The organism is Rhodococcus sp. AH-ZY2, assembly GCF_030916465.1.
Lineage (GTDB): Bacteria > Actinomycetota > Actinomycetes > Mycobacteriales > Mycobacteriaceae > Rhodococcus > Rhodococcus ruber.
Window position 1 is genome coordinate 3,320,869 of the sequence record NZ_CP126458.1, and the last position, 26,582, is coordinate 3,347,450.

The 26,582-nt window shown below is 63.0% G+C and carries 16 protein-coding genes and 4 pseudogenes; 14 read left to right on the forward strand and 6 right to left on the reverse strand.

Annotation, left to right across the window (positions count from 1 at the left end):
- Position 1: 1 nt before the first annotated feature.
- A complete protein-coding gene (locus QNA09_RS16065) occupies positions 2 to 715 on the reverse strand; it encodes a hypothetical protein (RefSeq protein ID WP_048773922.1) in 714 nt (237 codons plus the stop codon).
- A gap of 559 nt (positions 716 to 1,274) precedes the next feature.
- Here QNA09_RS16065 and QNA09_RS16070 point away from each other — a divergent pair.
- From QNA09_RS16070 to QNA09_RS16085, 4 genes are all read left to right on the forward strand, one after another.
- Positions 1,275 to 2,243, forward strand: coding sequence for a hypothetical protein (locus tag QNA09_RS16070; RefSeq protein ID WP_152693036.1), 969 nt, complete (start codon positions 1,275 to 1,277; stop codon positions 2,241 to 2,243).
- Between the two features lie 21 nt (positions 2,244 to 2,264).
- Entirely contained in the window at positions 2,265 to 3,104 is an 840-nt protein-coding gene (locus tag QNA09_RS16075; protein ID WP_234575038.1) for an RNA ligase family protein, read from the forward strand.
- A gap of 238 nt (positions 3,105 to 3,342) precedes the next feature.
- Positions 3,343 to 3,465, forward strand: coding sequence for a hypothetical protein (locus tag QNA09_RS16080; protein ID WP_267966393.1), 123 nt, complete (start codon positions 3,343 to 3,345; stop codon positions 3,463 to 3,465).
- Positions 3,435 to 7,265, forward strand: coding sequence for a hypothetical protein (locus tag QNA09_RS16085; RefSeq protein ID WP_152693037.1), 3,831 nt, complete (start codon positions 3,435 to 3,437; stop codon positions 7,263 to 7,265). The genes QNA09_RS16080 and QNA09_RS16085 overlap by 31 nt, the downstream gene beginning before the upstream one ends.
- A 61-nt stretch (positions 7,266 to 7,326) precedes the next feature.
- Here the strand turns inward: QNA09_RS16085 and QNA09_RS16090 are convergent, their stop codons facing one another.
- Together QNA09_RS16090 and QNA09_RS16095 are read right to left on the reverse strand one after the other, a co-directional pair.
- Positions 7,327 to 7,821 carry a DUF4268 domain-containing protein gene (locus QNA09_RS16090; RefSeq protein WP_308072472.1) on the reverse strand — a complete coding sequence of 165 codons (495 nt, stop codon included), beginning with the start codon at positions 7,819 to 7,821 and terminating at the stop codon, positions 7,327 to 7,329.
- Between the two features lie 9 nt (positions 7,822 to 7,830).
- Positions 7,831 to 8,376: a hypothetical protein gene (locus QNA09_RS16095; protein WP_234575040.1), complete on the reverse strand. Its 546-nt coding sequence runs from the start codon at positions 8,374 to 8,376 to the stop codon at positions 7,831 to 7,833.
- A 501-nt stretch (positions 8,377 to 8,877) separates the two neighbouring features.
- Here QNA09_RS16095 and QNA09_RS16100 point away from each other — a divergent pair.
- The 5 genes from QNA09_RS16100 to QNA09_RS16120 all read left to right on the forward strand — a co-directional run bounded on the left by QNA09_RS16100 (position 8,878) and on the right by QNA09_RS16120 (position 16,377).
- A complete protein-coding gene (locus QNA09_RS16100; protein WP_234575042.1) occupies positions 8,878 to 9,393 on the forward strand; it encodes a GIY-YIG nuclease family protein in 516 nt (171 codons plus the stop codon).
- A gap of 54 nt (positions 9,394 to 9,447) precedes the next feature.
- Positions 9,448 to 9,711 (forward strand): hypothetical protein, encoded by a 264-nt coding sequence (locus tag QNA09_RS16105; RefSeq protein WP_162919259.1) that lies wholly within the window; start codon positions 9,448 to 9,450, stop codon positions 9,709 to 9,711.
- A gap of 430 nt (positions 9,712 to 10,141) precedes the next feature.
- Positions 10,142 to 12,673, forward strand: coding sequence for a CHAT domain-containing protein (locus QNA09_RS16110; RefSeq protein ID WP_082170423.1), 2,532 nt, complete (start codon positions 10,142 to 10,144; stop codon positions 12,671 to 12,673).
- A 415-nt stretch (positions 12,674 to 13,088) separates the two neighbouring features.
- Positions 13,089 to 13,895: a hypothetical protein gene (locus QNA09_RS16115; protein WP_152693038.1), complete on the forward strand. Its 807-nt coding sequence runs from the start codon at positions 13,089 to 13,091 to the stop codon at positions 13,893 to 13,895.
- Positions 13,896 to 13,950: 55 nt separating this feature from the next.
- Positions 13,951 to 16,377 carry a CHAT domain-containing protein gene (locus QNA09_RS16120; RefSeq protein ID WP_048773933.1) on the forward strand — a complete coding sequence of 809 codons (2,427 nt, stop codon included), beginning with the start codon at positions 13,951 to 13,953 and terminating at the stop codon, positions 16,375 to 16,377.
- Between the two features lie 321 nt (positions 16,378 to 16,698).
- Here the strand turns inward: QNA09_RS16120 and QNA09_RS16125 are convergent, their stop codons facing one another.
- Together QNA09_RS16125 and QNA09_RS16130 are read right to left on the reverse strand one after the other, a co-directional pair.
- On the reverse strand, positions 16,699 to 18,270 hold the full coding sequence (locus tag QNA09_RS16125) for an IS1634 family transposase (protein WP_119699449.1): 1,572 nt from the start codon (positions 18,268 to 18,270) through the stop codon (positions 16,699 to 16,701).
- 110 nt (positions 18,271 to 18,380) lie between these two features.
- Positions 18,381 to 19,759: pseudogene (locus QNA09_RS16130) on the reverse strand (IS3 family transposase); the annotation flags it as partial.
- 329 nt (positions 19,760 to 20,088) lie between these two features.
- Here QNA09_RS16130 and QNA09_RS16135 point away from each other — a divergent pair.
- Positions 20,089 to 20,478, forward strand: a complete 390-nt coding sequence (locus tag QNA09_RS16135) for a hypothetical protein (RefSeq protein WP_152693039.1) — start codon at positions 20,089 to 20,091, stop codon at positions 20,476 to 20,478.
- Between the two features lie 15 nt (positions 20,479 to 20,493).
- Here QNA09_RS16135 and QNA09_RS16140 read toward each other — a convergent pair whose 3' ends face one another.
- A complete protein-coding gene (locus QNA09_RS16140) occupies positions 20,494 to 21,402 on the reverse strand; it encodes a LysR family transcriptional regulator (protein ID WP_048773936.1) in 909 nt (302 codons plus the stop codon).
- Between the two features lie 412 nt (positions 21,403 to 21,814).
- Here QNA09_RS16140 and QNA09_RS16145 point away from each other — a divergent pair, with 412 nt between their 5' ends.
- From QNA09_RS16145 to QNA09_RS16160, 4 genes and pseudogenes are all read left to right on the forward strand, one after another.
- A complete protein-coding gene (locus QNA09_RS16145; protein ID WP_048773938.1) occupies positions 21,815 to 23,059 on the forward strand; it encodes an SfnB family sulfur acquisition oxidoreductase in 1,245 nt (414 codons plus the stop codon).
- Between the two features lie 43 nt (positions 23,060 to 23,102).
- Positions 23,103 to 23,957, forward strand: a pseudogene (locus tag QNA09_RS16150) (LLM class flavin-dependent oxidoreductase); the annotation flags it as partial.
- A gap of 47 nt (positions 23,958 to 24,004) precedes the next feature.
- Positions 24,005 to 24,812 (forward strand): annotated as a pseudogene (locus QNA09_RS16155) (IS5 family transposase).
- 624 nt (positions 24,813 to 25,436) lie between these two features.
- Positions 25,437 to 26,531: pseudogene (locus QNA09_RS16160) on the forward strand (IS1634 family transposase); the annotation flags it as partial.
- Between the last annotated feature and the right edge of the window lie 51 nt (positions 26,532 to 26,582).

Here is a 26,582-nt window from a genome sequence, read left to right on the forward strand (position 1 = left end):
CTTAAGTGTGGCGACTCAGCGTGACTCTGCACGCCGGGCCAGCCTGGAAAATGTGCTGTCGGCGCAGGTAGTGGGCGAGGATCGGAACCGCCTCGGCTCGCGAGACCACCACCACCCGGTCGTGCATCGGAAGCAGCCGGCACGCGGCGACCGGGGCTTCCGAGACCAGGATGTCGAACCCTGCATCACGGGTTACCTCTGCCACGATCGCGTAGTTCACGGCATCGGTCAGGCGGAAGTCGGTTCGGTGCTGTCGCTCGAGGTCTCGGTAGACCTGCACCGTTTCACAGGTGTGTCTCTCCGGGCTGGTTGAACCGTGCTTGGCCTGGGTCGCAGATCCGTCCGGGTGTACGTCCTCGTCGTCGATCGACCAGCTGTACTGCGGGCCTGGGTATTTGAACCGTCCCGCGTCTGCAGTGGTGTCGTGGACCTTCAGCATTCCGGCGGAGGTCGGAGCCGACGTGTCGGTCGAGGTGATCGTGCTGGTCTCGACCGAGAGCGCGAACACCCGCGGGTGCGTGATCAGCGAGTCGAAAAGCTCGATTGCGCTGCCCGTGTCGGCGGGGAAACTCTCGGTGTCCAAGAGAATTCGGATCTTCCGCGGGCTGGGGCGGTGGCTGAACAGGTCACCCTCGTCCTTGGTGGGCGATGGGTCCTGTCTCTGGGTCCTGCGGAATGGATCGTCGTCCTGGTGCAGCTCGCGGAAGATGCGCATCCGGGTATTCTGCCGTGATCATGTCGGCCGTCGGCGTCAGCTCGGTCGCGCCGGACAGCACGAAGGGCGCGCCACTACCTCTAGCGGCGCGCCCTTCGTGTGCTGTTGAGGCTGGTGCAAGCTGATCGGGCTACCGCGGTCACACGCAGCTCCGATCCCAGCCTCGGAGGACGAGCGTCGGTGGTTCGGCTCGACGTCTCCGTACAGCAGCTGCCCACCCGTCACCGCGGGCACTTCCGGTTAACTCCTCTGGGTTGGGACACATCCCCGAAGGGTTCCAACCGGGAAGACCCCCGAAGCGAAGATTCTGGGTCGGGGCACGCCCTCCGCCGGTGAGCGGAGGTCCCAACCGGGTCTCTCCTGGACATGGAGACAGTAGCAGGCCGTGACCAAGATCGTCAACTTTCGGGTTTGACACTTAAACTATTTCCGACTATTATGCCCCGATTCAATACCTTCCACAAGGGGAGACAGGTTGCTTACCTAGAGATAGGGGGTACCTTTCTATAGAGACAAAAGGATCCTTTATAGCCATAAGTAGAGAGGTCACAGGATAACGGTGGATAACAGGGAGAGGGAAACCGCAGCGACAGTGGCGGCGGGCCGTGCCTTCGTGGAGAACCTGGAGGACTTCTTCGGGACGATAGTTCTCCCTTCGCCTCGCCCTGCGGTGACGGTGTCGACGGTGTCCCTCGACATGGCGCGGCAACTTGCCGCATCTACCCGGCGGATCGACACTCCCGTGCGCAAGTCCTTCGTTCGACCCATGACCGAGGGCGCCGGGCCGATCGCACCACTCGCGCAGATCTACAGCGGGGGCCGCAGCGGGGTCGTAGCAGTGAAGCTGTACCTCGCGCTGCTGTGGCGATGCTCGACGGCTCCCTTCTCCACCGACAAACCTGCACGAGCGTGGGCCACTCTGCTCGACCTCGAGGACCCGGAGGGAAAGGGAGCGCGACGGGTGAAAGATGCAATGCGCACCCTGGAGTCTGCCCAGCTGATCTCGCTGACCGCCCAACCCGGCTACCCGAACATCGTCACACTTCGAGATGAGTCGGGATCGGGCGCCTCGTACGGGCTTCCCTCGACCGGATACAGCTTCGCGATGGCGAACAATGCGAACCCAGACCAGCGTGCTGCGCAGATGTACTTCAAGGTCCCGGGAAAGCTCTGGACTCAGGGCTACATGCAGGCGCTCAGCGGACCGGGGCTCGCCATGTTGTTGATCCTGCTCGCAGAGAAGGGTGGCGAGGGAGAAAGGGTGTGGTTCAGCACCTCAGAGTTCCCCACGCGCTACAACATCTCGGCTCAGACTCGCTCGAACGGAACGAAGGAACTCCAGAAGCTGGAGCTGCTCAGAGTGGAGCGGGAGAGTCTGTCGTCCGGGGCCCGGCCGACTGCCTTTGATACCCAGCGGCGTCGAAACGTCTACCGCCTGACTGACAGAGCGCAGAGCGAGCCAGCGGTCAAGGAAGCCAGCACCCGCAGACGGCGCCGAAAAAAGGGTAAGAAACCAGCGAATCCGTAGGCAGCCGCGCACACTCGGTGCATGCCCTCCGCGCAGACTGCGCCCCCACCGATGCTGGCCACGCTCGGCGATGTGCCCACGGGCTCTGGGTGGGCGTTCGAGTGGAAGTGGGACGGACAACGTGCGATCGCCGTCGTCCGGAGCGGTGAGTGCCGCCTGTTCAGCCGCAACGGCAACGAGGCCACCAACTCCTTCCCCGAACTCGCCGAAGTGCTCTCCGGCGCGCTCAGGGGCCGGGAAGGCATCGTGGACGGTGAGGTCGTCGCCCTCGACGAGAAGGGCCGGCCGTCATTCAGCCGGCCGCAACGCGGCATGCACGTACAGCGGCCCACCGCGCAGCTCCGCGCCGCAGCGCCGGTGTCGTTCTTCGCGTTCGACGTCCTCGAGGTCGACGGCCAGTCGACGACCGGCCTGCCCTGCCTCGAGCGCCGGGCGATGCTCACCGATCTCGTGACCCCGGGGCCGCGGGTGCAGGTTCCCCCGCACCAGACCGACGTCGACGGCCGGAAGATGCTCGACCTCGCGCGCGAACACGGACTCGAAGGTGTGGTGGCCAAACGCGTCGACTCGACCTACCGGCCCGGCCGCCGCTCCCCCGCCTGGGTCAAGACACCGCTCCGGAACAACACCGAAGCCATCGTCATCGGCTGGGTCGACGGCACCGGCACCGCCCGCGACGGGGTCGGGTCACTGCTCCTCGGCACCTACGACGATGACCACCGTCTGGTCTACATCGGCCACGTCGGAACCGGATTCACCACCGCTGGCCGCCGAGCACTCCGGCAGCAGCTCGCCCGGATCGAGCGCCCCACCAGACACCCGACGAGGTCGACATGCCGGGCCAGCACTGAGCCGCATTGAGAGCGGTCCAACGCTCAGCCCATACAGCTGACAGTCCGCGAGATAGCTCATGAAATGCGTAAATTACACGTCCCCTCGTCGAGTGAGCCCTGTCGTGTCCGCTCATCCTTGCCCTGCTTGGCGGCCACTTTTGCCCCCAAGAGCACTGGAGGGCGAGTCGTCTGATGACGAGCGACGCGAGGTGGTCGAAGTCGGCTACCTCCGGTCCGTGTCCGGGCCACCACCGATAATTCTCGGCATGACCGAGCCAGACACCGACTCGCCGGATCTCCCGAGAGGCCACATCCCCACGGGGATCGAGCACGAGACCGTGGCGAACCCCGAGCACGCGTGGAGCAGTTCAATCAGCGAGACGCGTTGATGCTCGCCCGGTGGTATGAGCAGGCCGTCATCGCATGTCGACCCCAGTACGGAAGGAAGTCAGCGAGCGACGTCGAGCGCCGCGCGGACGTTCCTGGAGAATCGTCAAGTGCCCTTGCAGGTGCGTCCGCTGCAGCCACGACTGTGCAGCACACGGCGCCGAGCAAGACCGCGGCCCAGGTGGTGCTGAAATCCTTGGCGCCGCATTACGAGGAGGCCCAGCACAAGACCTATCTGGATCGTCTGGAGAAGGCGATTCAGGATCCCAAGAACCGCAACATTGCCCTCAGCGGGCCGTACGGGACCGGTAAGTCCAGCGTGCTCGATGAGTTCCAGGAGAAGCATGCAGATTCAACGCTGCGGCTGGCCGTATCCACCCTGGCACCCGACACAGAGGACGTGTCGCTGACCAACCGCCTCCAGAAGGAGATACTCAAGCAACTGATCTACAGCGCCCAGCCACGCACACTCCGCCACTCGCGGTTCAGCCTGCGTGGCCCCCTGCCGCGGTGGCGGGCGGTCTTTGAGTCCATCCTGTTCGTCGGCGTGATCGGGGCGTTGCTGGCGTTGCTCGGGCGCCTGCCCTCACAGATCGCAACCGGACCTGATCACTCCGGTCTCAAGCAGGCGTTGGTGTGGACAGCGGTGGCCGTCCTACTCGTCGTGGTGGTTTCGGTTCTGCGAATAGTCACCTATAACCGGTTCACGGTCTCCAACATATCCGCGGCAGGTGCGGCCCTGACACTGTCGGAGCCGGGCCACACCTACTTCGACGAGCACCTCGACGAGATCGTCCGCTTCTTCGACCAGGAAGCCACGGACATCGTCGTCTTCGAGGACTTGGACCGCTACGACAACGCCCAGATTTTCGAGGCGCTTCGTGAGCTCAACACCCTCCTCAACAACACCCCGAAGCGGCTCAAGAAGATCAAGGATGACAAGCAGCCGCTTCGGTTCATCTACGCAATGCGCGACAGCCTGTTCGAGAAGATCGGCGAGGACACAGCGAAGGAGGGTGATGACGCCGCGCGGGCCGAGACCGTCCGCGCGAACAGGACCAAGTTCTTCGAAATTGTCATCCCGATCGTGCCATTCATCTCGCACCGCACCGCCCGCGAACACCTCCATCAGCTCCTGCAGGAGGCGGACGTCACCGGCATCGACCGTTCGTTGGTCGAACTCGTCGCCAAACACGCCACCGACAAGCGCCTCCTTCTGAACATGCGCAACGAGTACCTCGTATTCGCCGAACGCCTGCTGCAGTCGGGCAAGGTCGCACCCGAGCTCTCTCCCAGCCACCTCTTCGCACTGGTCGCCTACAAGAACTTCCACCTGAAGGACTTCGAGAACATCTCGCGGCGCTCCAGCAATCTCGACCGCCTGTACGACCATCACCGCAAGCTCGTCGCAACCTCGGTCGCGGACCGCGAGCAAACCAAGCGAGACCTGCTAGCAGGGGCTACGCCACCGCCGGCAGTCGACCCGTTCGCGAAGCAGCTAGGCGGACGGCTGATAGGGATCGGGAAGGCCGAACGTGACCAGCGTGCTGGGGTGGACTGGCAATTGTGCTTCTCCGTCGGATCGGACACGTACGACTCTGCCCAAGTGACCACCCCCGCGTTCTGGGACGCCGTCGTCACCTCACCCACGATCACCCTCCAAGCGACGCAGAACCCGCAATACGGCAGCCACAACCACCTCATCACGTTGTCCCAAAACCATCTCGAGGACCTCTTCCCGGAAGCCCTACTCGGTCGGTGGGAGGACAGGAACACCGAGGCGCTACACGAGGGACTTCAGCAGCTCGACCACGACATCGAAGAACTCCGCGGCGCCGACTTCCGGGACCTGGTCAACGCCGGCAAGTTCACGATCACCGTCCCGAACGAGGACGAGGACGAGGACGAGGTGCTGACGTTCGCTGCACTCGTGGACAGGACCCTGAATTCGGGTCTGGCACGCGACCTCATCAAGCAGGGCTACATCGACCGGAATTTCACCCTCTACGCCGCGCAGTTCTATGGCGACTTCACTGGCATCGACGTGGCGACGTTCATCGTGCAGACCGTCCAGACCAACAGCATGGACATCAACTACCAATTCACCAGCCCGGGTGCGTTCAAGAACCTGCTGGCCGAAGCTGACGAGGACTTCACTCGCACGATCAGCGCCTACAACGTTCAGCTCGTCGACTACCTTCTCGTCGAGGACGTCGAGCGGGCGGACGAGGTGGTTGAGCACCTGACCTCGAACTTCGGGAGCGAAGCGGAACAGTTCCTGGCAGCCTTCTTCACCTCGAACGTGGAGCGGACCAGACTGGCAGCACGGCTAAGCCACCGACGGTGGCGGGATGTGTTCGCCTACCTCGTCTCCGACGACGGCGTGCCTGCCGATGTGCGTCCGGCACTCGTAGATGCCGCACTCGTGGCCGCCGACCCTGCGGGCGCCTACGACCTCGGGTCTGCTGTCGGCGACTTCCTGGTCTCGCAGTACAAGAAGATGCCAGTCTTCACCGAGCCCCGAACCAGGTCTGATCTGGACCCGGTGGTGACCGTGCTGCGACGCGCTCAGGTGCTTCTGCCCAGCCTCGATGGCGTACACGACGTGCTGCGGACACTCATCGTGGACAACAACTTGTACGAGCTGACCGCCGACAACCTGCGCACGGCACTCAACATCACCGGCCAGGTGACGCTGGACAGCATTCACGACAACGACACGATCTATCAGTACTGCTTGTCCAACCTCAGCATCTACCTCGACGCCGTCGAATCCGACGACGACACCGACCACTCGACACTGACCGCTGAGACACTCCTCGACGCACTCAAGGCAACAGAAGAGGACGACGAGACACTCGAGCGGCTCACCTCGACCGCGTCACCCGACAGCTCGCTGCGGCACCTGAGCGACGCACCGCCCTCGACCTGGCCGGCGCTGGCCTCAGCCAAGCTGTTCCGTGCGTCGCTGGCCAATATCGACGCGTACCGGGCCAAGATCGGAGACATCGACGAGAAGCTCGGTGAGCTCCTGCTCGACGGCGGCGTGATCTACACCGACGACGGGGCGAAGGAGCCCCACGACGAAGAGGCTGCGGCCAAGACCGCCGTCGCCGTGCTCAAAGCCACGCGTGGCATCCCACTCCCCGAGGACCGAGTCGAGCTCGTACAAAGCCTCGAGCTCAAAGAGTGGCTCCCGGCCACGCAGATCACACCGGAGAAGAGCAACCTATTCGCGCTCCTCCTCAAGGACGACCTGGTTCCCGACGACGCAGCCACCTTCACACACCTTCGCCAGGGCGGATGGGCTGCCCTCGGGCCCGCCATCGTCGCCTCGAACGAGGTCGAAAAGTTCATTACCCCCGACCTGGTGGACGGGATGGTCACCGACCTCTTCGAGGATCCCGCGACCAGCAGCAAGATCGGCCAGCAGATACTCCAGGACCTGGCGAACTTCCTCCCGACCGACGACGGCAAGGCCCTGGCTGCCGCGGCCCGGTTTGCAATCCAGAGCAACACTCGCCTTCCTGTGGAGCAAATTCGCCGGATAGCCACGACCAGCAAGGACGCGGATCTCACTGTTCAACTGCTCCACATCGCAGCTCCCACCGCGCCCGAGATCGTGGAAACCCTGAACGATCTGGGCGGCCAGTACAGCTACCTCACAACCTGGGAGCGCGGCGAGTTCGAGGTCCTGTACGACGACGCCCACAAGGGGGTGTTCAAGATCGTAAAGGAAGCGAACCTGTGCAGGACCAACAAGAAGCTGCGCGAGGACATCCTCGTCGTCAAACGACCGTAGGCGATTCAGCCTCGATTCTGTCATCGACCGACCGCGTACTGGGCTGACCCGGTGCGGGTCGTCAGGAACGAAAGCAGTCCCGTGGACGACGAAAGGCGTTCCCCTGGATGGGCTCACCATCGCGTCGTTTGACTGACTCAGTGCGGGATGACATTCCGCAGAGCGGGGCCCCGCCGACCTTCGCGAGCGCTTCGCGTAGTCGGATCTGCTGCTCGATCAACCAGGTCGTCATCGCTGGCCACCGATCCACGTCCTCGATGTCGTCGAACGGTGACATCACCATGATGCGGGCCCCCTTCCGCCCGGCCATCGCATCCCACACCGCGGTCGTACCGAGCGCAGCCTCGAAGGCGTTGCGTCGGTCGTGGAGCCAGTCGAACCGGGCCTGGTTCAGGTCGGCATCGGGGGATTCGAAGTAGAACTGCGCCACCAGCGATCTGTTCACCCATGCCATCGACAGCACGACTCCGCCGAGTCCGACGATTGTGTTGCACCAGGACTGGCTGGTGGTTCGGGACCTCGTCCACGCGGGATGCTCAGCGCGGATGCGGGCCAGTGTGGCCTCTCAGAACTCCCGGTAGCGACGCACCCGCGCCGATGCCTCACCAGCGCGCGGCGATGCCGCCTGACGGACCTGCTTCTCCCAGTCATTCGGCTGCACAACAAGATCAAAGTTGGGCGCCGGCTGCGAATCCCCGATCTGCACGACCTGGATGACCACACCGAACACGCGGGTGTTCTCGTCGGTGCGCTGGTTGAGCCAGTCGATCGCGGCACGGTGCTCGGGCCGGAACCCGGTGGTCACCCACACGATCGTCGTGGGGTCGGTTCCCGCGGCGTAGGTGATGATCTGCCCGAGGTGAGTGTGATCGGACTGTTCCAGCTGGTTCTCGACGATCACGACCTCGCCGGTCGCCTCGTCGTATCCCTTCAGATCCAGGCTGAAGTCACCAACCGGGTGCTCCGCCGCGGCGAGTACCAGGTCCATGCCCAACAGGTCACTGAGCACATCCACGTTCTGCAACAGCCACGGAGTGAAGTCGATCGCCTCGTGAGGCCAGATCACACGCGGCGGGACAATCTGCAACCGCCCAAGGCTCGGAGAACTCATGCGTCACAGGCTCTCATTTGACCTGGCAGTTGCGTCCCACCACCTGCACAAATCAGCGCAGACGCCCCCAATCCGTACACCAGGCTCCAGGCAAGACACCCGCCGGGCTGCCCCCCATTCAGGGAGATACCACGGCTTAGTGGTAGATGTCCTCACCGGGAGCTATGTAGTAGTCCCGACAGGGATTTCGTGCCAGTCAATGTCCTCCAACGCGGGGCCTCGGTCCTCCATGTCCTGGCGCCTGATGTCCTCGTCTGTGAGCGTGTGTGCACGGTACTCGGCGATCATCGCGCGGTGCTTCTCCGAGATCTCGTCTGGTTCATCGCTTGTGCTGCCGAACCTCATGCCCATCGTTCGCCCCTCCTCGCGGTCGCCTGCTCCACCGGAAATGTAGCCGCCACCAGCCCCGAACATGCTGCCGGGCCGTGTCATCGGCGACGGTGCCGGTCGCGCTCGGTTTCGGAAGTCAGTGTGTCGCCCGCACGGGGCACACTGGCGCCCATGCAGACCTCACCCACACCGGACGCGCCCGATCCGACCGGCACCATCGCCGCGCTCAGCGCCACCCCCCCACACGCACTCGACGACCTGGACACCTTGCCTGCCGCGTCCGGCCTGTACGCCTGGTGGGCGGCTCCCGAGGTGTTCCCACAGCTCCCCGGGCCCGCGCACCCCACCGAGCCCGGGGTGCGACTGCTCTACGTCGGTCTCGCCACCAACCTGCGCCGGCGGATCAACAGCAATCACCTGCGCCGCACCCTCGCCGGGCTGCTCCTCGACACCGAGGACTACCAGACCCGGCGCACCGACCGCGTCGTCCTCGTCGACGAGGACGAGATCCGCCTGACCGCGTGGATGCACACCCAGCTGCGGCTCTCATGGTGCCTGCACCCGGCCCCGGCCGATGTCGAGGCGGCCGATCACGCAGTGGGCGCCGCCGATGAACGTCGCGCACACCACCGCTGGCCCGGTCCTCGACGTCATCACAGCGGCCCGCGCCGCAGTTGCGTTCCGTGATGTCGCGCGACTGGCGGCGCGCCAAGCGAAGCCCCCGCCCGACTCCCGAATCCAGTGTCGAGTCATCTTCATAGGCCAGACGAGAACAACCTCTACACGAAGGGGGTCCTCGCGACCATCGATTCCCCGAACGCTCTGCCGGAGTCGATCCACTCGGCAAAGGAACACCTCGAATACTGGGTGGGGAACATCATCCGAGACGGAGAAACCCTGGTGCGGTGGTGGGTCGAGGACGAGAACGGTTCGACCATCAAAGACTTCGGAACCGACCTGTCCGTCTGCGTCAACGAGCACGGAAAGCTGAAGAAGCGGCGCTGACGTCGGCCCGGTCGAATCGGGACCGGCGGCGGCGGGCCGGTTCCCGGCAACGAAACCCCGGATCCGTGATCGGGTTCGTACGCCTATCCGCCGACGCGGACCTGGGCTCAACCGCGGCCAGGAGCACGCCGCTGTCACGGGTGGACCGACTGTCGGAGACCTGCCACGGCGTTTCCCCGGCAGCCGTGGCCGGTAACCGGGACTACGGCGTTTCCCCTGGCGGAGACGGGTTCCCTGCAACGACGACACCGAAACCATCACCAACTCCACTGAGGAGGTGACACCTGCTTTGACGGCATAGCCATCACCCCCGAGGAATCACGCGACACGCCGTACACCACCTCACGGGACTTGACCGCAGCCGACTTCGGACATTGGCATGATCGACGACAACACGATGCTTTCGTGACCGCCGAGCGAAGGACGATACATGAACGAATCCGCGCCGGGTGCCTCAAATGGCGATAAGTCACCGCTGTCGGCTGCTATGGCGACAGCGTCCGAGATGGGCATGCCAGCCAACATCGTCGATGCAGCCCAACACCTGGCGGACGCCGCCTCCGCCCGAGAGCACCCAGCGGAAATAGATTCGAATGTTCAAGCTCTCGCGAAACTAGTCTACCGTGACGGCATCTTGGCACAGTTCTCTGGCGAACAGCTGGGTGCGCTCTGCACGTCGATCGCATCCGCCAACCTGAGGTTTCCGTCGCGCCTTATCAACCCTAGGCCGATATTGGAACTGATCAAGCAAACCGGCGACGTCCCGAGCACGTTCGAAATCGTGGTCGACTACGTCAAGTCCGTGAACATCGAAATCGAAACGACAGGTCCGCTTGCATGCGCTGAATCATTCGGAGTGGCGAACTTCCAGAACGACGAGCAGCGACTGGTGTGTATTTACACGTTTTATGAGCTGGCCGTGCGCGGGAGGGATTCCGACACCGATCAGGGGCAGCTGCTAAGCGGTATCTCTTCGAACGTATTGGACAAGATTCTGGCCGAATCTTACAAGCTGACAGGGTACTTTCCGCACAACCGTCGACGCGACTACTACCGCCTGTATGCCGCCTTGCATCAACTTGCCATCGACAGCAGCGGATCGTCTCACCCAAATGCGCACCACAACATGTGGCTCGGCCACATCCACGAGATGCTGGCAACCCTTGACAGCGAGGAGGAACGCGAGTCATCGCACGGGAGCGTTTGCATCGAGCACCTGCTGAAGGCGGTTGATGAGCTCGGTGATCTGACTAAGGACGGCAAAAACTACGTGATTTCGCAGCTGGTGAAGTCGGCTATAGCGCTCGCAAAGGTGAACCCCGATCCCGACCTTCACAGCTACATCATCGGTGGTTTGGCGCTGGCTCGTGAGAATCAGATACCCAGCTGCGCGGAACTCATTGCACTGAGTGATAAGGAGTTGGCGGAGATTCCGTTTCCCTCCCGTCGGACACGGCGCATCAGGGCGGTCAGAGGCGCCGCGACGGTTGACCTCCAAGATGCGCCGTCGGTGACGATCACAATGCCTGACGAAGTCTTCTGCGGTCAGAAGTTCATGGTCAGCGTTGAAGTGAAGGACAATAACCCCGAAGACATCGATGTCGATATTTTCGCGGATCCGTCGACCGTCAAGATCCCGGGCGAGGTTTCCGCGACCCAGTCCACCTATCTCGTTGACTTCAGAGCCGACGCATCGCCATATACCGGCCGCGTCTACGTCCGAGTGCTTCGGCAGAATCAACCCTGCGTCACGGTCAGCTATCGTCTCGCGTTTCTGGACCCCGCGTCGACTGATCGCCGGCCGTCCCCATTCGACGTCGCCACGATCAGCGAGAGGATCGGTCGTTTGGATGCGGATGTCGTCCTCTCTGCGTTGCGGCGCGAAAAGCGCTTCGTGGTCGATCTTTGGTTGGCCGACTCGCCGGGACCGCCAATGACGCTTCTAGATGTGGAGATCGAGAGCGAACCCAGCGCATACATAGATGTCCGCATGGCGGACATCAGGGCGAGGGCAGCGGAACTCGTGGCACCGGGATACGACGTGGGCGAAACTCTCGCCTCACTTGGCGATTCTGTCAACAGGATCATGGTTTCGATCGCGAAGTCGCTGGAAGCTGATCGCCTCAAGTCGGGAGCTCTCGCTCACTCGGGTACTCCAAGGCTTGCAGTGCTCACCAACGAGATGTCGATCCCGTGGGAGGCGTTGCCGATCGGCCTCGCTCCCGATTGCACCGACACGCTCGGCTCGGTATTCGAGATGACCGTCATACCAGCGGACTTCGATCCACCTGAAAGTATCGCCCTGACCAAGGTCGCCGTGCTGACGGCCAGCCGCCCGGACTCACAGTTTGCGCATGATCAGGGTGTAATCACTGAGGCCCTGTCGGGTACCGGCACCGGTGTTGACGCGATCAGCCTCACTCCCGCCAACCTGCAGAAGACCAACTTCAATTCGAAGTACGGGGTGGCCTACATAGCGGCGCATGGCGAGATCGATGATGGCACCGGCGAGCTCGTCATGAAGGGTGATCTGACCCTCGAGGGTGAGCAGATCACCCTGCCAACCCTCATTGCTTGCGCCAATAACTTCGCCGATGTCTTTGTGTTCGCCAACGGGTGCAATACAGCGGTCGCCGAACCCGGGCTCTTTCGACGCTTATCATGGTTCGAGACCATGCTGGGTCAAGGCGCCGCGGGTTATTTGGGCACCCGATGGCCGGTAACCGACGACTGTGCACGCATCTTCGCCGCGGAGTTCTTCGCATCCCTGGCTGTGGGATGCAGTCCGGCACAGGCAGTCCGAACCGCACGGCTCGCGGCTCGAGCTCAAACCGATAGAGTAGATCCCAGTTGGCGGGCCTATGCCCTTTTCTGTATGCCATCACTGAAGGTGGACCGCACAGCAACTGAACCACCCCGGGACGGTTCACAGCCTCTCATGGGTGCGGGCAAAGTATTCTAACGAACCTTGGTCGCCAGAGCCCCGTGCCGGGAATCCGTTATCGAATTGAGCCCGAGTTCGACAGTTGGTGGGCGTGCGGGGTAGGTCGGTGCCGGATCCGTGCAGGTGAGCGGGCTGGCGTCTGACCGAAATTGCCCTGAGAGTTGTGGGCAAACGAATGCCGTTGGTATTTACTTTGATCTAGTCTTGCCACCTGATGATGTGGCTGTGTCGACGGACAGGTGGGGGTAGAAGTGGGTAGGGTGAAGCACTAGGAACGTGCCCTCGCCCAGTGGACATTGTGAGTCTTGACAACCCGCATTTCGGGTCACTTTCCTGTTATCGCAACACGGTTAGCCCCTAAATCAGGTGAGTAAGTCTCGACGAGAGTTTTCGAATTCGGTTCCAAGGGACCTAAGACTTGTAAGCGGGCTCGATGTCAACCGACATCATGCCCTTTTGGAAAGAGGCTGAATTGGGCTACTTCGCACATGCAACGGGCTTACGTCTCCCTGCCGGTTTCGTCCCCACGGCAATACCCAGAACTGGCTTGAATCCGCTCGACGTGTTTTCGCAGCACCAGCAGTCCATGATGAAGATTGGCGACCTCACCCAGGTCCTGGACGGGACGACTCCTCTCGCCGAGGAAGTCAGGATCTCGACTGATCGCGTCAGCGACATCGCTGGTAACGGTCAATCAACAAAACGCATCGGACTCGCGGTGTCCGCACTCAACCAGGTAGTTCAAGCGCTCGGTTACGAGGTGACCCTTAAGGGCACCACGCGAAAGGACGCCGCCGCCACCCTCTCATACCAAGGCGTGACCTTAAAGAGCGCCAACACGCTTGACGTCGACCGTTGGATTCGCAATGCGGATCTCAACTATAGTTACCCTCTCTCAGCTGACCTCGCAGTGAACGAAAGAATCCACATTGCCCTGGGTGCTTACTATGCCCGCGAGCTGTGCTTGACAGTCGAAAATTCCAGCGGAATCGACATCGAAGTGACGCCGGCAGACCTCGGCGAGGTGCGCGTCGAAAATCACACTAAGACAGGGCGACGGGTTTCCATCATGTCGAAGACGCCCTTTTGCATTGCTGTTCACTTGGTGAAACTGTTCTGCCACCCGTCCGGATTTTGGATCTCTGGGTCACCGTCAGGGCGCAAGCGGACGGAGATCCGCTCCGAGTCGGCGCGGACGCAGTCCTACTCGGCCGAATCAGTACTCTTCGAGATGTCCTGACCGAGAAATGTCCGTCCGGAACCGATCAGCGAAACGAATTGCTGAGCTTCGAGTCATGCTGCCCAAGACAAGCGGTGCTGACCACATCATCGTTCTCGAACATCTTGGGCATGCCTACATCGAAGCTGGCAGGGACTTCGATGCCGCGTGCGTGTGGCAAAAACTGTGGCTGAACGCCAAGCGTCGCGACGATCCCGTCGCGGTCATGCGGGCCGCCTACAACATTGGGGAGGCTCTCAAGTTCGACGCACCCGCCGACTCCTACGCCTGGTACATGCAGGCCATCGAGGCCGCCACGTCCCTTGAGCATCCCATCGGCTACGAGCACTTCGCTCGCGCGGTACACGGTGTCGCTCACGCGGTGTCCTCCGATTGGTTCTATTTCACCGACGAGCCTGGGGCAACCGGCGCCAGTGTCGTCGAGGTCGCGCTGGGCGATGGTTTCTACTTCGCCCAGCCGATCAGACGATCAACGGCAATGGACGGATGCACGCTCGTGCCAGCCCCCACGGACCGTCCTCTCATAAACGCAGCGCGCAAGGTCAGCAGACAGTTGGAGAAAGCGGCCGACTTTGCATCGATGGATGACAAGTCGAGGAGAAAGTTGTCGCTGGACCTGCACCTATCAGCGATCGAGATTTTGGTTAACCCCCCGGCATGGTTTCCTGCCGAGTATCTGCCCGGTATCGCCGAGCAAGCTGCCCGGGCACGCCAGTGCTATGCGATGAGCGCAGTCGAGGCAGGTGACCGCCGATCAGCAACAGCACAACTGCAACAAGCGATTCAACACTGGCGCATGATCCCGGAACTCGAAGCCGGCCAACAACACAGGTTTGCCAGTGCCATTGCCCTGCGAGGCACGATGAAGTTCTTGAAAGGCGATCTGGAGGGTGGGGAAGCGGACTTCGCCGAAGCAATCGGTATACACAGTGACGATGGTGAGATCACGCGCTACCAAATCGGCCTTGCACACTGCTATGAGTCGCTAGCCATTCATCAACGCTCCAACGTCAGGCGTCTCGGTCTGCTCTTCCAAGCCCGCAAACTGAGGCTCGAGGTAGGTAACCTGTACGAATTGCTCTGGTGCGACCGGTTGATCGCCGACACCTATGACAAATCACATCCGGAAAAGGCGTTCCAATGGCGGGTTTCGGCCTGGATGACCCTGATAGGGTGGTCGTTTGAACTGCAGACCTTCAGCGAAGGCAGGACGCACGAACTTGGCGCGCGCATGCTCGCCGAGTTGTATCGATCATTCCAAGCAACAGGCCTCTCCCTCCGGTTCGTCAACTGCCTTCTGAGCCTGAACCAACCACGAGCGGTGTACGCCCACATCAAGAGTCGACTCAAGGGGATCAAACCGCAGGATCCCCTCCATGAGTTCGACATCTGGGACTACCGGAGCGTGGAAGCCTGCTGTGAGGCCGGCGAGGCCATGTGGTTTATCGCGGGATTCGATGGCTTCTGGGTATCGGCTTATCACGGCTTGGCCGGACGATGGGAGGTGCAGATCGAGGATGATCATGAGACCATTCGCAGGTTGTCCGCGATGCGCGCCGATCTTCGCGCCTCGCGCTGGCGAATGTCGGATTTCGATCTGACACTGAGACTGTTCGGCCCGCGGCGCCAGTCCGGCTGGCACATGCTGGATCTGTCGAACTTCGTCGCAAAGTCCATGATCACCGACGGCCACCGCCGAATCGCCTCCGGTGAGGTGCTGACCGTCCGCACCGTTCCGTGTGGGGAGGCGGCACAGTTGGTCCCGTGGCACATGGTGCCACTGAGAAACGATTTCTATGTAAACGGCCGGTACGAACTGGTGCTCGACAGATGCATGCTCATGGTGGTCTGTAGTTCTGCCGATGCCCGGCGTCCAATGGATGCGACCAGCCGCGAAGAGGCCACGCGCGGAGTTCCAATATGCGAGCCTCGCACGGTCGCAACCAGTGCCCGGCGACTCATCTCCGACTCGCGGAGACTGATCAGGACTAGACACGATGCCATCCGGCAATTGCAGAGCGCCGACATTGGTCTGGTCCACCTCGGGGGGCACTCGGTACCGAACGCGAAGAGGAACGAGGCTGGAATCGCCTGGCATGACACAAGCCGTCTGATGGGTAAGGACATCCCGGCGCGTCCAGGCCGCGACGGTCCGCTCATCTTTCTCTCGGGCTGCTGCACGACCGCGATTCCATCGGACATCAACGATGATTGGGGAGGGCTGGCCCTAATGTTTCTGTCTCGGGGCTACCCCACGGTCATCGGAACGATATGGGCCGTCCCGGAGAACGAGAATACCTGGGAGTTCGAGAGACAGTTCATCGATGAGGTGGAGCAGTGCTCCTTCTCCGACCCTGCATCGGAACTCCGGTCGCTACAACTGCGTCTGCTGTCCGAGGCCCACTCTGATGGCAACGATCGAACCTCGACGCAGGGCGGACATTGGGTTCCTTACATATCCATCGTTGACCGCCTCCACTAGCTGTATGAGGGCATGACGTTGGTGACACCGGCATGGCCTCACACAGTTGATATGTAGGGAAGCTTGTCAAGAGGCCATGGTGAGGCGCCGCCGGGGAGCTACCCCGGAACTTGTCAAGGCAGTTGAGTCCAGTGGGTGTTAAGCGGCGGACGTTTCGGCTTCCGAAGTGGTCGTCGAATCGTCGGCCGGTCGGTTGATCCAGACCGTGTTGGGAAGGTCGAGAATCTTCGGCGCCGTCGTGGTGCCGAAGCGGTGCGGATGCCGAGCCCGTGCTGCATCGAGTACCTGCCGACGTTCGGCGGCCTCCTGAGTTGCACCAGTTTAGTGTGCCAACCCTGATCGACGATTCGAGATTTCGAGGGAATCGAGGATGCTCGCGGCGTCGGCGGTGAGTGGATCGAGGGCGGTGTGCTCGTGGCCGGCGATCGAGATTGTGATTTCCTGCAGTGGACGCAGGGTCCGCACGATCTTCCGGATGGACATCCCGGTCTCGTCCTGCAGATAGCGTGAGATCGCCAACGCAGCGAACACGATGGTCAGGTGCGCCTCGATCGCATCCCGGGTGTGACTGAAGATCGGCCGGGCCCGCAGGTCGGTCTTCGACATCCGAAACGACTGCTCGACCTGCCACAGGTCGTGATACTTCGCCATCACCTCATGCGGGTTCATCACGTGCGCAGGAAGGTTCGTGGCGTAGCCTTTGAGCCCGACAAGGGAACGGGCCCGGGCGATGCCCGCCGTATCGAGGGTCTTGCCCTTCGCGGTGGTCTTGACGAACCGCGGCGATCGTGCAGCTCGGGTGCCGTCGATGACGGCCTTCGCCCGAGCTTCCTGAGCGTTCAACGTCTGGTTGTCCCGCACGGCGCGTTTGGCCGAGTACGCCCAGATCGCTCGCCACGCTGACGTGTCGGCGGGGTCCCACACCGGCTCGGCACGACGGTTGACATCGTTGACCACGCTCTTTGCGTGTCGCGGGGTGACCGTGTCGATGACCTGGCCGTCGGTGAACACGTCGCCGTTCCAGTGGAAATGACTGGCCAGATCCGAGGGTGCTTTCATCACCCGGGAACCGACGATGAACTTCAGTCCGGCAGCATCGAGGTCTTTCAGATTCGAGGCGGACAGCATGCCGGCGTCGGCAGCGATGATCATCTCCACGCCCTCGATATTGTGACGAGCCTGGAACTGGCGCACGATCGGCACGATCGTGCGGGTCTCGGCGTGGTTTCCTTCGAAACAACCGATTTCCAAAGGGAATCCGGTGCGGTCGACCAGCAGCCCGACGACGATCTGCGGGTCCACCCGACGTTCCTTCGAGTACCCGACCTTGCGCAGTTCGTCTTCCTTCTCTGCCTCGAAGTACAAGGTCGTAACGTCGTAGAGCAATAGGTTCAGGTCGCCCGCGGCGGCGGCGTGTTCGAAGCAGCGCTGCGCGATCCGGTCACGGTAGCCATGCTCGGTGCAGCGCTGCAGGGTCCGCACGAACGTGTTGCGGTGTGCGGGGACGATGCCGATCTCGCCGAGCACGCGACCCGTGTCGCTGACCGAGGTCGCTTCGACGATGCGGGCTGCCACCAGCTGGAAGAACGCCTCGTTGTCGATCACATCGAACCCGAGGTGCTGCCACGCGGTGTCGATGACCTCGATCAGCCAGCGGGAGCGCTTGCCGGTGATCACCGATGCCCCGCCGGTACCCGCCCCCAGGTCGAGATCGAGTTGCTGCTGGCCGGCAAGAAGTTTCTCGCGGGCGGTCTCGAGCAGAGCGGCGAGTTCACTGTCGGTATGCGCCGAGCCGAGGTGCTCGAGCACCTTGTCTCGGCGGCCTTGCTTAGCTGCGATCTGCACCGCGGTCGCGCCCGACGCGGTGCGGACTTTGCGGATGTAGGCAGCCACAGAGCGGGAGTCTACCGAGCCGTTAGTGTGCCATTTCCCGAACCCGCACCGCTGTCACCAGCACAAACGCCGGATCCGTCCCGAGAATCGGCCAACCTGGTGCAACTCAGGTCGGCCGGTCGGTTGATCCAGACCGTGTTGGGAAGGTCGAGAATCTTCGGCGCCGTCGTGGTGCCGAAGCGGTGCGGATGCCGAGCCCGTGCTGCATCGAGTACCTGCCGACGTTCGGCGGCCTTCGCCGCAGCCAAACCGAAGTGCACGTCCGCGGGAGTGTGCAGCCCGATGCCGGTGTGGCGATGCTCGTGGTTGTACCACTCGGTGAACTGCATCATGAATTCCCTTGCCTCACCAAGTGATCCGAATCGCTCAGGGAACTCCGGGCCGTACTTGAGGGTTTTGAACACCGCCTCCGAATACGGGTTGTCGTTCGACACCCGCGGACGTGAATGCGAGCGGGTGACCTCGAGATCGGCGAGCAGCGACGCGACGGACTTGCTGGTCATCGACGTGCCACGATCGGCGTGCACGACCTGCGGAACGCCGTGCACCGCGAAGATCTGCTCCATCAACTCCCTCGCCAGCACGCCCGATTCGTGTGCGTGGACGTGCACACCGACGATGTAACGCGAGTAGATGTCGATCATCACGTAGGCGTCGTAGTAGCGGCCCTTCTCCGGCCCGGCGAGTTTGGTGATGTCCCACGAGTACACCTGTCGCGGCGCGGTCGCGACCAACTCCGGGCACGCCTTCGCAGGGTGCCGGGCGAGCCTGCGACGCTCGCTGACCTGCGCGTTCTCCCGCAGCACGCGGTACATTGTCGACACCGAACACAGGTAGACGCCGTCGTCGAGCAACTGCGCGTACACCTCGAGTGGCGCCTGGTCGACGAACCGGTCACTGTTGAGTGTGTCGAGGATGCAACGGCGTTCGAACGGGGTCAGCTTGTTCGCCGGCGGATCCGCATGTCGGGTCGGAGCGGCAGGTGTCGGCGCGGTGGCCGCGGTGCGGCGTCGGACCGCGGTCGATCGGACCACACCGGTCACCGCGCTTGCTGTTCTCGTCGATATCCCGGCGTCGGTCAGTTCGGTCCATGCTGTGGTCAGCGCTTGGTTGGCTTGTCGTCGGAATCCGCTCTCTCGGAGAGCGATTCCAAGAGAGCGTGTGATTTTCCCATGATGTCCAGGGCGGCTTCGGTGGTGGTCAGTCGCTTGTTCGCCCGGGCGAGCTCCCGCTTGAGGCGGGCGATCTCGGCCTGCTCGGCGGTGAGCTTGCCGACCTTCGTACCGGCCTGCTTGCCATCGAGGACGCCGGCATCGCGCTGCTTGCGCCACTCGCTGATCAGCGACGAGTACAGGCCTTCACGGCGTAGGTAGGCGCCGCCCTCGTTCGTCTCGCAGGCCTGCTCGTACGCCTCCAGGTGCGCGAGCTTGTCGGCGGGGCTGAACGCACGTCGTCGGGGGCCGTCGGCGCGGGGATGCGAGGGGTCCATCCGGTCATTGTCCTCGACCGGAACCATGCTGGAAATCGTCATCGTCGGGTTGATCCGTATCTCGCCCTGCAGGCGGGTTGCTGTGAACCGCTGGACTCAACTCACCCTGACACGCAGGGCAGCGATGATCCGTTTGTGAGGTGTGAGATGACGAACGGCGACGACACTCGACTCAAATGAGCACTCCGATCGACACAGCGACGTGCGCAAGGAGGACCTGCCCGGACAGTCGACTGTGGCGCGAGGACGAGCAGTAGTGATGCCCCTCCGGACATGGCCCTGCCACCCCGGGAGGAGGTGCAACGCATGTTCATCTGTTCCGGGACGCCGTGGGACGAGGCGCTGGCCGACCTTCGGAACCTGACGAGACTGAGCCATTCGAGGGGTGGAAGGTCGACCGCTGCTACCGCAAGTGCGACTGGATCCTGACCTATCTCGACACCCAACCTCGGGTGTTCCTGTATTGGGAACAGGGCAGTCGCGACGGCACCCCGACCGGCAGGATCTGGGTTGAGCACGGTAATACGGTGATGTTCTCCAATCTCGTGGTCGTCGACGACATCGAGCGTCGCACCGGCCTGGGCCTTTCCGACGGCAGATCGTTCGATGGTGTGGCCGCGCAGCGCATCCGACTCGCGCTCACCGAGAAGACCACTCAAGCGATGATGCCAACCGCCGCAGCTCCAGAACTCGCTCATGCGAACACATTTCGGAGGTAGTCGCTCTACGTTCGGCTAGCGTGCGCTTCGATAGGCGCCGGCGTGACGCATCAGTGCAACTTGGAAGTCACACAGCTGAGACGGCACATGCTCCGCCTTGCGCCGCAGCATCAGCAGCGAGACAGTGGTGTCATCGCCTCTGATCGGCCGAGTGGTGATCACCCCGGCCCGCACCAGCGGATCGGCGCAGACCGAGTAGTCGGGCAGGATCGAGATCCCTAAGCCCTCGGCGACCATGGCCTTGCCCATCTCGGCGCCGTCGGTAGCGTACGTCATTGTGGGCATGGTGCCCGCGAAGAGTCTGTGCGCGAACCGGTGCATGACATAGCCGGGTCGCATGGCGACAAAGGCCTCGTCGCGGAGTTGGGCGACAGTGACCTGGTCGCCAGCAGCCAGTGGGTGATCGTTGCGGAGGCACGCGACGGGTTGGCCGTGGATGAGCTCGGTGGAGACCAGTCCGGTCGGAACGTCGTCACCCGGCAAAACGTTGATGAGCCCCAGATCGAGAGTGCCCTCGGCCAGGCCCTGGTGGATCTCGCTCTGTTGGGCGTTGATGACCTCGACCCCGCCGGAGCCGTGCCGGACGCGCAAGTCGAGCAACGCTGGGACGAGCAGGGTCGACGAGGCTGTATTGACCGTGCCGATGCGGATCTCTCGCATCCGCACCCCCTGGTCGCCGGCCGCCTGCCGGAGCCTGCCGACGGCCTCGATGACATCGGTCATATTCTGGAGCAGTTCGAGACCCTCCCTGCTGATACGTGAGCCGGTTCGTCGCCGATCGAGCAGTGTGGTGCCGAGTTCCTTCTCGAGCCTCGTGATCGCCTCGCTCAGTGCCGGCTGGGAGATGTTCATAGCCTCGCTCGCGCGACGCAGCGACCCGTGGGCGGTGACGGCCGCGATGTACTCAAGTTGTTCGATGCGCATCGGGGTCTCCTGCGGTTGTGCCGAGTCCGTGCGCCCTGATCGGCAAGACCTGCCGTCGGGATCCTTCGGTGCGACATCTACTTTTGTGCTTAAAGTCTACTGAAGAAGTATGAAATACAGTGGCAGTGCGTTTCTCGCGCCGCAACATACGTCCCAGTCTGTGCGGATGCCCCGTGGGTTCTCGATTCGAGTGTCCGGAAAGACTGACGGATGGCGATAGCCATGACCTGTCACCCCCTCCGTAATTCCTGGCGCACAAATGGTGGTGGCATCCCGGGGCTTCAAGTAGCTTTCTCCATTGGTTAACAGACGCAAGTTTTCAATCAAGGAGTTTCGATGAGCCCCGCCGTCGGAGGGCACTCACTGCCAGCGCGCCCACAGTTCACTCACGGCGCGCCAAGGCGGAGGACGCATGGCCGCCGTCGCTGACTTGGCAATCACCAGCCCGAGGCTCAGCGGTGCGCAAGCCGTCGCGGTCGCCCACACCCTGGCGGCGGGCTTTGCGGAGACCTCCGCCCGGCGCGATGCCGAGCGACTACTGCCTGGGCCCGAGCTCGACCAGCTCGCCGAGTCCGGGCTGCTCGCGATCACCGTTCCCCGAGAGTACGGCGGCTCGGAGCTGCCCGCGGCTATGGTGGCTGAGGTTTTCCGGATCCTGGCAAGCGGAGACCCGAGCATCGCGCAGATCCCCCACAGCCATTTCGTCTACGTCAACGCGATGCGTGAGCAGGGAACCCCGGCCCAACAGGAGTTCTTCTTCCGCGAAGTGCTCGACGGGAAGCGCTTTGGCAACGCCCAATCGGAGATCGGCACCAAGCATGTTCGAGACATCCGGACGACACTCACCCCTGATCCTGCAGCGGTGGAGACGTCGGCGGAGCAAGCCTCAAGTCCACAAATTTGGCGCCTCAACGGAATCAAGGGCTATGCCACCGGCGCTCTCTTCGCCGACTGGATCCCGGTCCTCACCCACCTCGACGTCGACGGACCGCTCCACGTCGCCTGGGTCGAGCGCACAGCGCCTGGCGTCACGGTGATCGACGACTGGAACGGCATGGGCCAACGCACCACCGCGGCCGGCACGGTTGAGCTGATCGACGTCCAGGTGACCGCCGATCGGATCACGCCCTACCATCTGACCTTCGACCGCCCCCAGACCTACGGTGCGTTCGCGCAGTTGCTGCACTCGGCGCTCGATGTCGGGATCGCCCGGGCGGCGGTCGATGAAGCGGCGCAGTTCGTGCGAACCAAGAGCAGGCCGTTTCCCGACGCCGGTGTCGATCGCGCAGCGGACGACCCGCTCATTGTGCAGGCGTTGGGGCAGATGGAGGTCGCCGTACGCGGGGCGGAGGCATTGCTCCGCGAAGCCGGGGCAGCCGTCGACGCCGCAAATGCCGATCTCACCGCTGATACGGCCGGTGCCGCGAGCCTTGCGGTCGCCGCGAGCCGCGCGTCGTCGACTGCCGTCTCGGTCGAGGTCGCCAGTCGCCTCTTCGAGGTGTGTGGCACCCGCTCGGCCCTCGACTCTCTCAACCTCAATCGGCACTGGCGTAATGCGCGTACGCACACGCTCCATGATCCTGCGGCGTGGAAGGTGCAGCACCTCGGCCGCTGGGTCGTGGACCGCACGCTACCGCCCAATCATGGACAACTATGAGTGGTTTCGAGGCGTCACTCCCCGAACTGATTAGGACATTGACATGAAGTTCCACTGGTTTCTACCCACCAACGGCGGCGACGGTCGACACGTTGTCAGTGGCGGCCACGGAGTCGAGCACGGCACGGCCGGCCGGCCGGCATCGGTTGCCTACCTCGGTCAAGTCGCCCGCAGTGCGGAGCAGCTCGGCTTCGAGGCCGCGCTGACACCCACTGGCGCCTGGTGTGAGGATGCCTGGCTGGCCACAGCGATGCTCGCGCCGCTCTCGGAGCGGCTCAAGTTCCTGGTCGCCTTCCGACCGGGCATGACATCGCCAACGCTGGCCGCGCAGATGTCTGCGACGTTCCAGAACTTGTCAGGCGGCCGGCTGCTTCTCAACGTGGTGACCGGCGGTGAGAGCCACGAACAACGGGCCTATGGCGACTTCGCCGACAAGGAGGGGCGCTACCGCCGCTGCGACGAATTCCTCGAGATCGTCACCCGGCTGTGGGCCGGAGAGACCGTGACCTTCGACGGTGAGTTCCTCAAGGTCGAGGGTGCAGCACTGCAGCAGATCCCCAACCCGATTCCGGAGATCTACTTCGGCGGCTCCTCGTCTGCGGCCGGTGACGTGGCAGCCAAGCACGCCGACGTCTACCTCACGTGGGGCGAGCCCCCGAATGCCGTGGCAAAGAAGATCGCCTGGATCCGCGAGCTCGCCGAGAAGCAGGGCCGCCAGATGAAATTCGGCATCCGGATGCACACCATCACCCGTGATACCTCCGAGGAGGCGTGGCGCGAGGCCGATCGTCTGCTCGAGGGCATCGACGATGACACCATCGAGCAGGTTCAGGAGGGCCTCAAGAGGTCCGAGTCGGTTGGCCAACAGAACATGCTGGCACTCAACAACGGCAATAAGAGCGTGTCTCACGTGGATGAAGTGGGTTGTGATGCATGATGTAGTTCGTGGTTGACGAGTTGTCTATCCGGTTGGTGCCGGATGCGTTGTGGGAGATCGCCGAACCGCTGATTCCGGCCTTCGCCCCCCGACCGCAGGGTGGTGGCAGTGCGCCGGTCGACGACCGGGCGGTGTTCACCGCAATCGTGTTCGTATTGACCAGCGGCTGCGCCTGGCGGCACCTGCCGCCGTCGTTCGGGGTCAGCGTCCCGACCGCGCATCGCCGCTTCACGGCCTGGGTACGCGCGGGGTGTTCGAGAAACTGCACCGCGAGGTGCTCGATCGACTCGGCGGCTCGGGTGAGCTGGACTGGTCGGCAGCGATCCTGGACGCCGCGAGTGTCCGGGCGAAAAGGGGGGATCTTTGACCGGGCCCAGCCCGGTCGATCGCGGCAAGAAAGGATCGAAGATCCACGTCCTGTCCGAGGCCGAGGGAATTCCGCTGGTTGTCGGCGTCTCTGCAGCGAACACCCACGACAGCACCATGCTGCGGCCGCTGGTCGAGGCCATTCCCGCGGTCAGGTCCCGTCGTGGGCCGCGACGACGCAAACCGGGTCGCCTGCGCGCCGACAAAGGTTACGACTCCGCCGCTCACCGTTGCTGGTTGCGGGAGCGCCGGATCGTCCCGCGGATCGCTCGTCGCGGCATCGAACGCAACGACCGCCTCGGCCGGCACCGATGGAAGATCGAACGCACCCTCGCCTGGCTCACCGGCTACCGCAGGCTCACAATCCGCTACGAACGCCACGCCGAGCACTTCACCGGCTTCCTGCAACTCGCCGCGGCGCTCACCTGCTTCAAGAAGCTCTCCACATGAGACATGCTCTAAGTGTCCCGCTTCGAACCTGACCCGGCCGAGAATGCCCTGTTCAGCGGACCAGATCTGCAGTGGAAGTCGTGGTCAGCACGATTGAACGCAATGATCGAGGTTCGCGGTGGTGGCCGCAGCTGCATGGCCAACTCCGAGATGACGAGGGCGGTGTGGTCCTGAACGCAGCGGGCGACCGCCACCCTATGAGCATGGTGGGCAGGCCTGGCTCGGCGAGCCGGGTGGACCGTTGTCGATGCCCGCCGGCCGGCGCTCCGGTGTGCGGAACGACTGCCTGTAGCCGCACCAACGACATGTCTATCGGTGAAAAAGTCACCACCCCAACGGAAATAAGAGGTCGAATCGCTAAGGATCTCGGCGGCCAGAGTGTCGACGCTGAACTCAGTCCCGAATCTTCGACAGTGGTGAGATCCGAGGCCCAGGGCATGTCGACAACTGCTGACTCCCCGCCGTCCAGGTCGTCACGACCAGCATCGAGGCCAGGGGTCGGAAGCGAATTCCACCGCCCGAACCGACGGCGTTAGTGTCCCAAACCGCCTCCGCGACGTCGCGAATGCGCAGGTAGCAGGCATGAACGATTTCCTACCCGCCAGTAATGTCCTAACTCGGGAGCATGCCGCCACCGCGGGGGATCTGAACCTGCTGCTCTACGACGTCACGACCTTGTATTTCGAAGCTGAGAAGGAAGACGAGCTCCGTAAGGTCGGCTACTCCAAGGAGCGCCGGGTCGACCCGCAGATCGTCGTCGGGCTGCTCGTCGACCGCACCGGATTTCCCTTGGAAATAGGGTGTTTCGAAGGAAACCACGCCGAAACCCGCACCATCGTGCCCATCGTGCGGCAGTTCCAGGCCCGCCACAATATCGACGGGGTGGAGATGGTCATCGCCGCCGACGCCGGCATGTTGTCGGCGACGAACCTCAAGGATCTCGACGCTGCAGGACTGAAGTTCATCGTCGGATCGCGGGTGACGAAGGCACCGGCGGATCTGGCCAGTCATTTCCACTGGAACGGGGACGTGTTCACCGACGGGCAGATCATCGACACCGTCACCCCACGGCACGCCAAAACCGTGGTCAACGACCTCACCCGTCGCAGTGAGCCGGTATGGGAGCCGACCGACGCGACGGCGTGGCGGGCGATCTGGGCGTACTCGACCAAGCGTGCCGTCCGGGACAACCAGACGCTCAACGCGCAGGAAGCCCGGGCCCGGGAGGTCGTCGACGGCACCCGTGCTGCTCGAACACCGCGGTTCGTCAAGAGCACCGCGAAGGGCAAATCCCTCGATACCGATGCTCTGGCCCGGGCGCGTTCCCTGATCGGTCTGAAAGGCTACGTGACGAACCTGCCTGTCTCGCTGATGAATCCACAGGAAGTCATGGCGAAGTATCACGATCTGTGGCATGTCGAGCAGTCGTTTCGGATGTCGAAGACCGACCTGCGGGCCCGCCCGATCTTCAGCCACACCCGCGATTCCATCGAGGCGCACCTGACCATCGTGTTCGCCGCCTTGGCGATCTCACGCTACCTGCAGGACGCGACCGGGATGTCCATCCGGAAGATCGTTCGGACCCTGCGTCCCTTACAGGAAGTCACCATCACCATCGCCGGCCACGAGCACACCGCCTTCGATCCGCTCACCGACGACGCCGTGCACATCCTCCACTCCCTCGGCATCGCGAATCCCCGGTCGGGGTTGGCACACTAATCTGGTGCAACTCGGGCTTGTTCTAATTCAAATAGAACAATATGCTGGGTC

Coding starts and splice junctions, on each gene's coding strand:
- QNA09_RS16145 (WP_048773938.1), top strand. CDS start 21,815: ATGGCCGCCGTCGCTGACTTGGCAATCACCAGCCCGAGGCTCAGCGGT.
- QNA09_RS16075 (WP_234575038.1), top strand. CDS start 2,265: ATGCCCTCCGCGCAGACTGCGCCCCCACCGATGCTGGCCACGCTCGGC.
- QNA09_RS16100 (WP_234575042.1), top strand. CDS start 8,878: ATGCAGACCTCACCCACACCGGACGCGCCCGATCCGACCGGCACCATC.
- QNA09_RS16120 (WP_048773933.1), top strand. CDS start 13,951: ATGCTGCCCAAGACAAGCGGTGCTGACCACATCATCGTTCTCGAACAT.
- QNA09_RS16095 (WP_234575040.1), bottom strand. CDS start 8,376: ATGAGTTCTCCGAGCCTTGGGCGGTTGCAGATTGTCCCGCCGCGTGTG.
- QNA09_RS16080 (WP_267966393.1), top strand. CDS start 3,343: ATGACCGAGCCAGACACCGACTCGCCGGATCTCCCGAGAGGCCACATC.
- QNA09_RS16115 (WP_152693038.1), top strand. CDS start 13,089: ATGTCAACCGACATCATGCCCTTTTGGAAAGAGGCTGAATTGGGCTAC.
- QNA09_RS16065 (WP_048773922.1), bottom strand. CDS start 715: ATGCGCATCTTCCGCGAGCTGCACCAGGACGACGATCCATTCCGCAGG.
- QNA09_RS16110 (WP_082170423.1), top strand. CDS start 10,142: ATGAACGAATCCGCGCCGGGTGCCTCAAATGGCGATAAGTCACCGCTG.
- QNA09_RS16140 (WP_048773936.1), bottom strand. CDS start 21,402: ATGCGCATCGAACAACTTGAGTACATCGCGGCCGTCACCGCCCACGGG.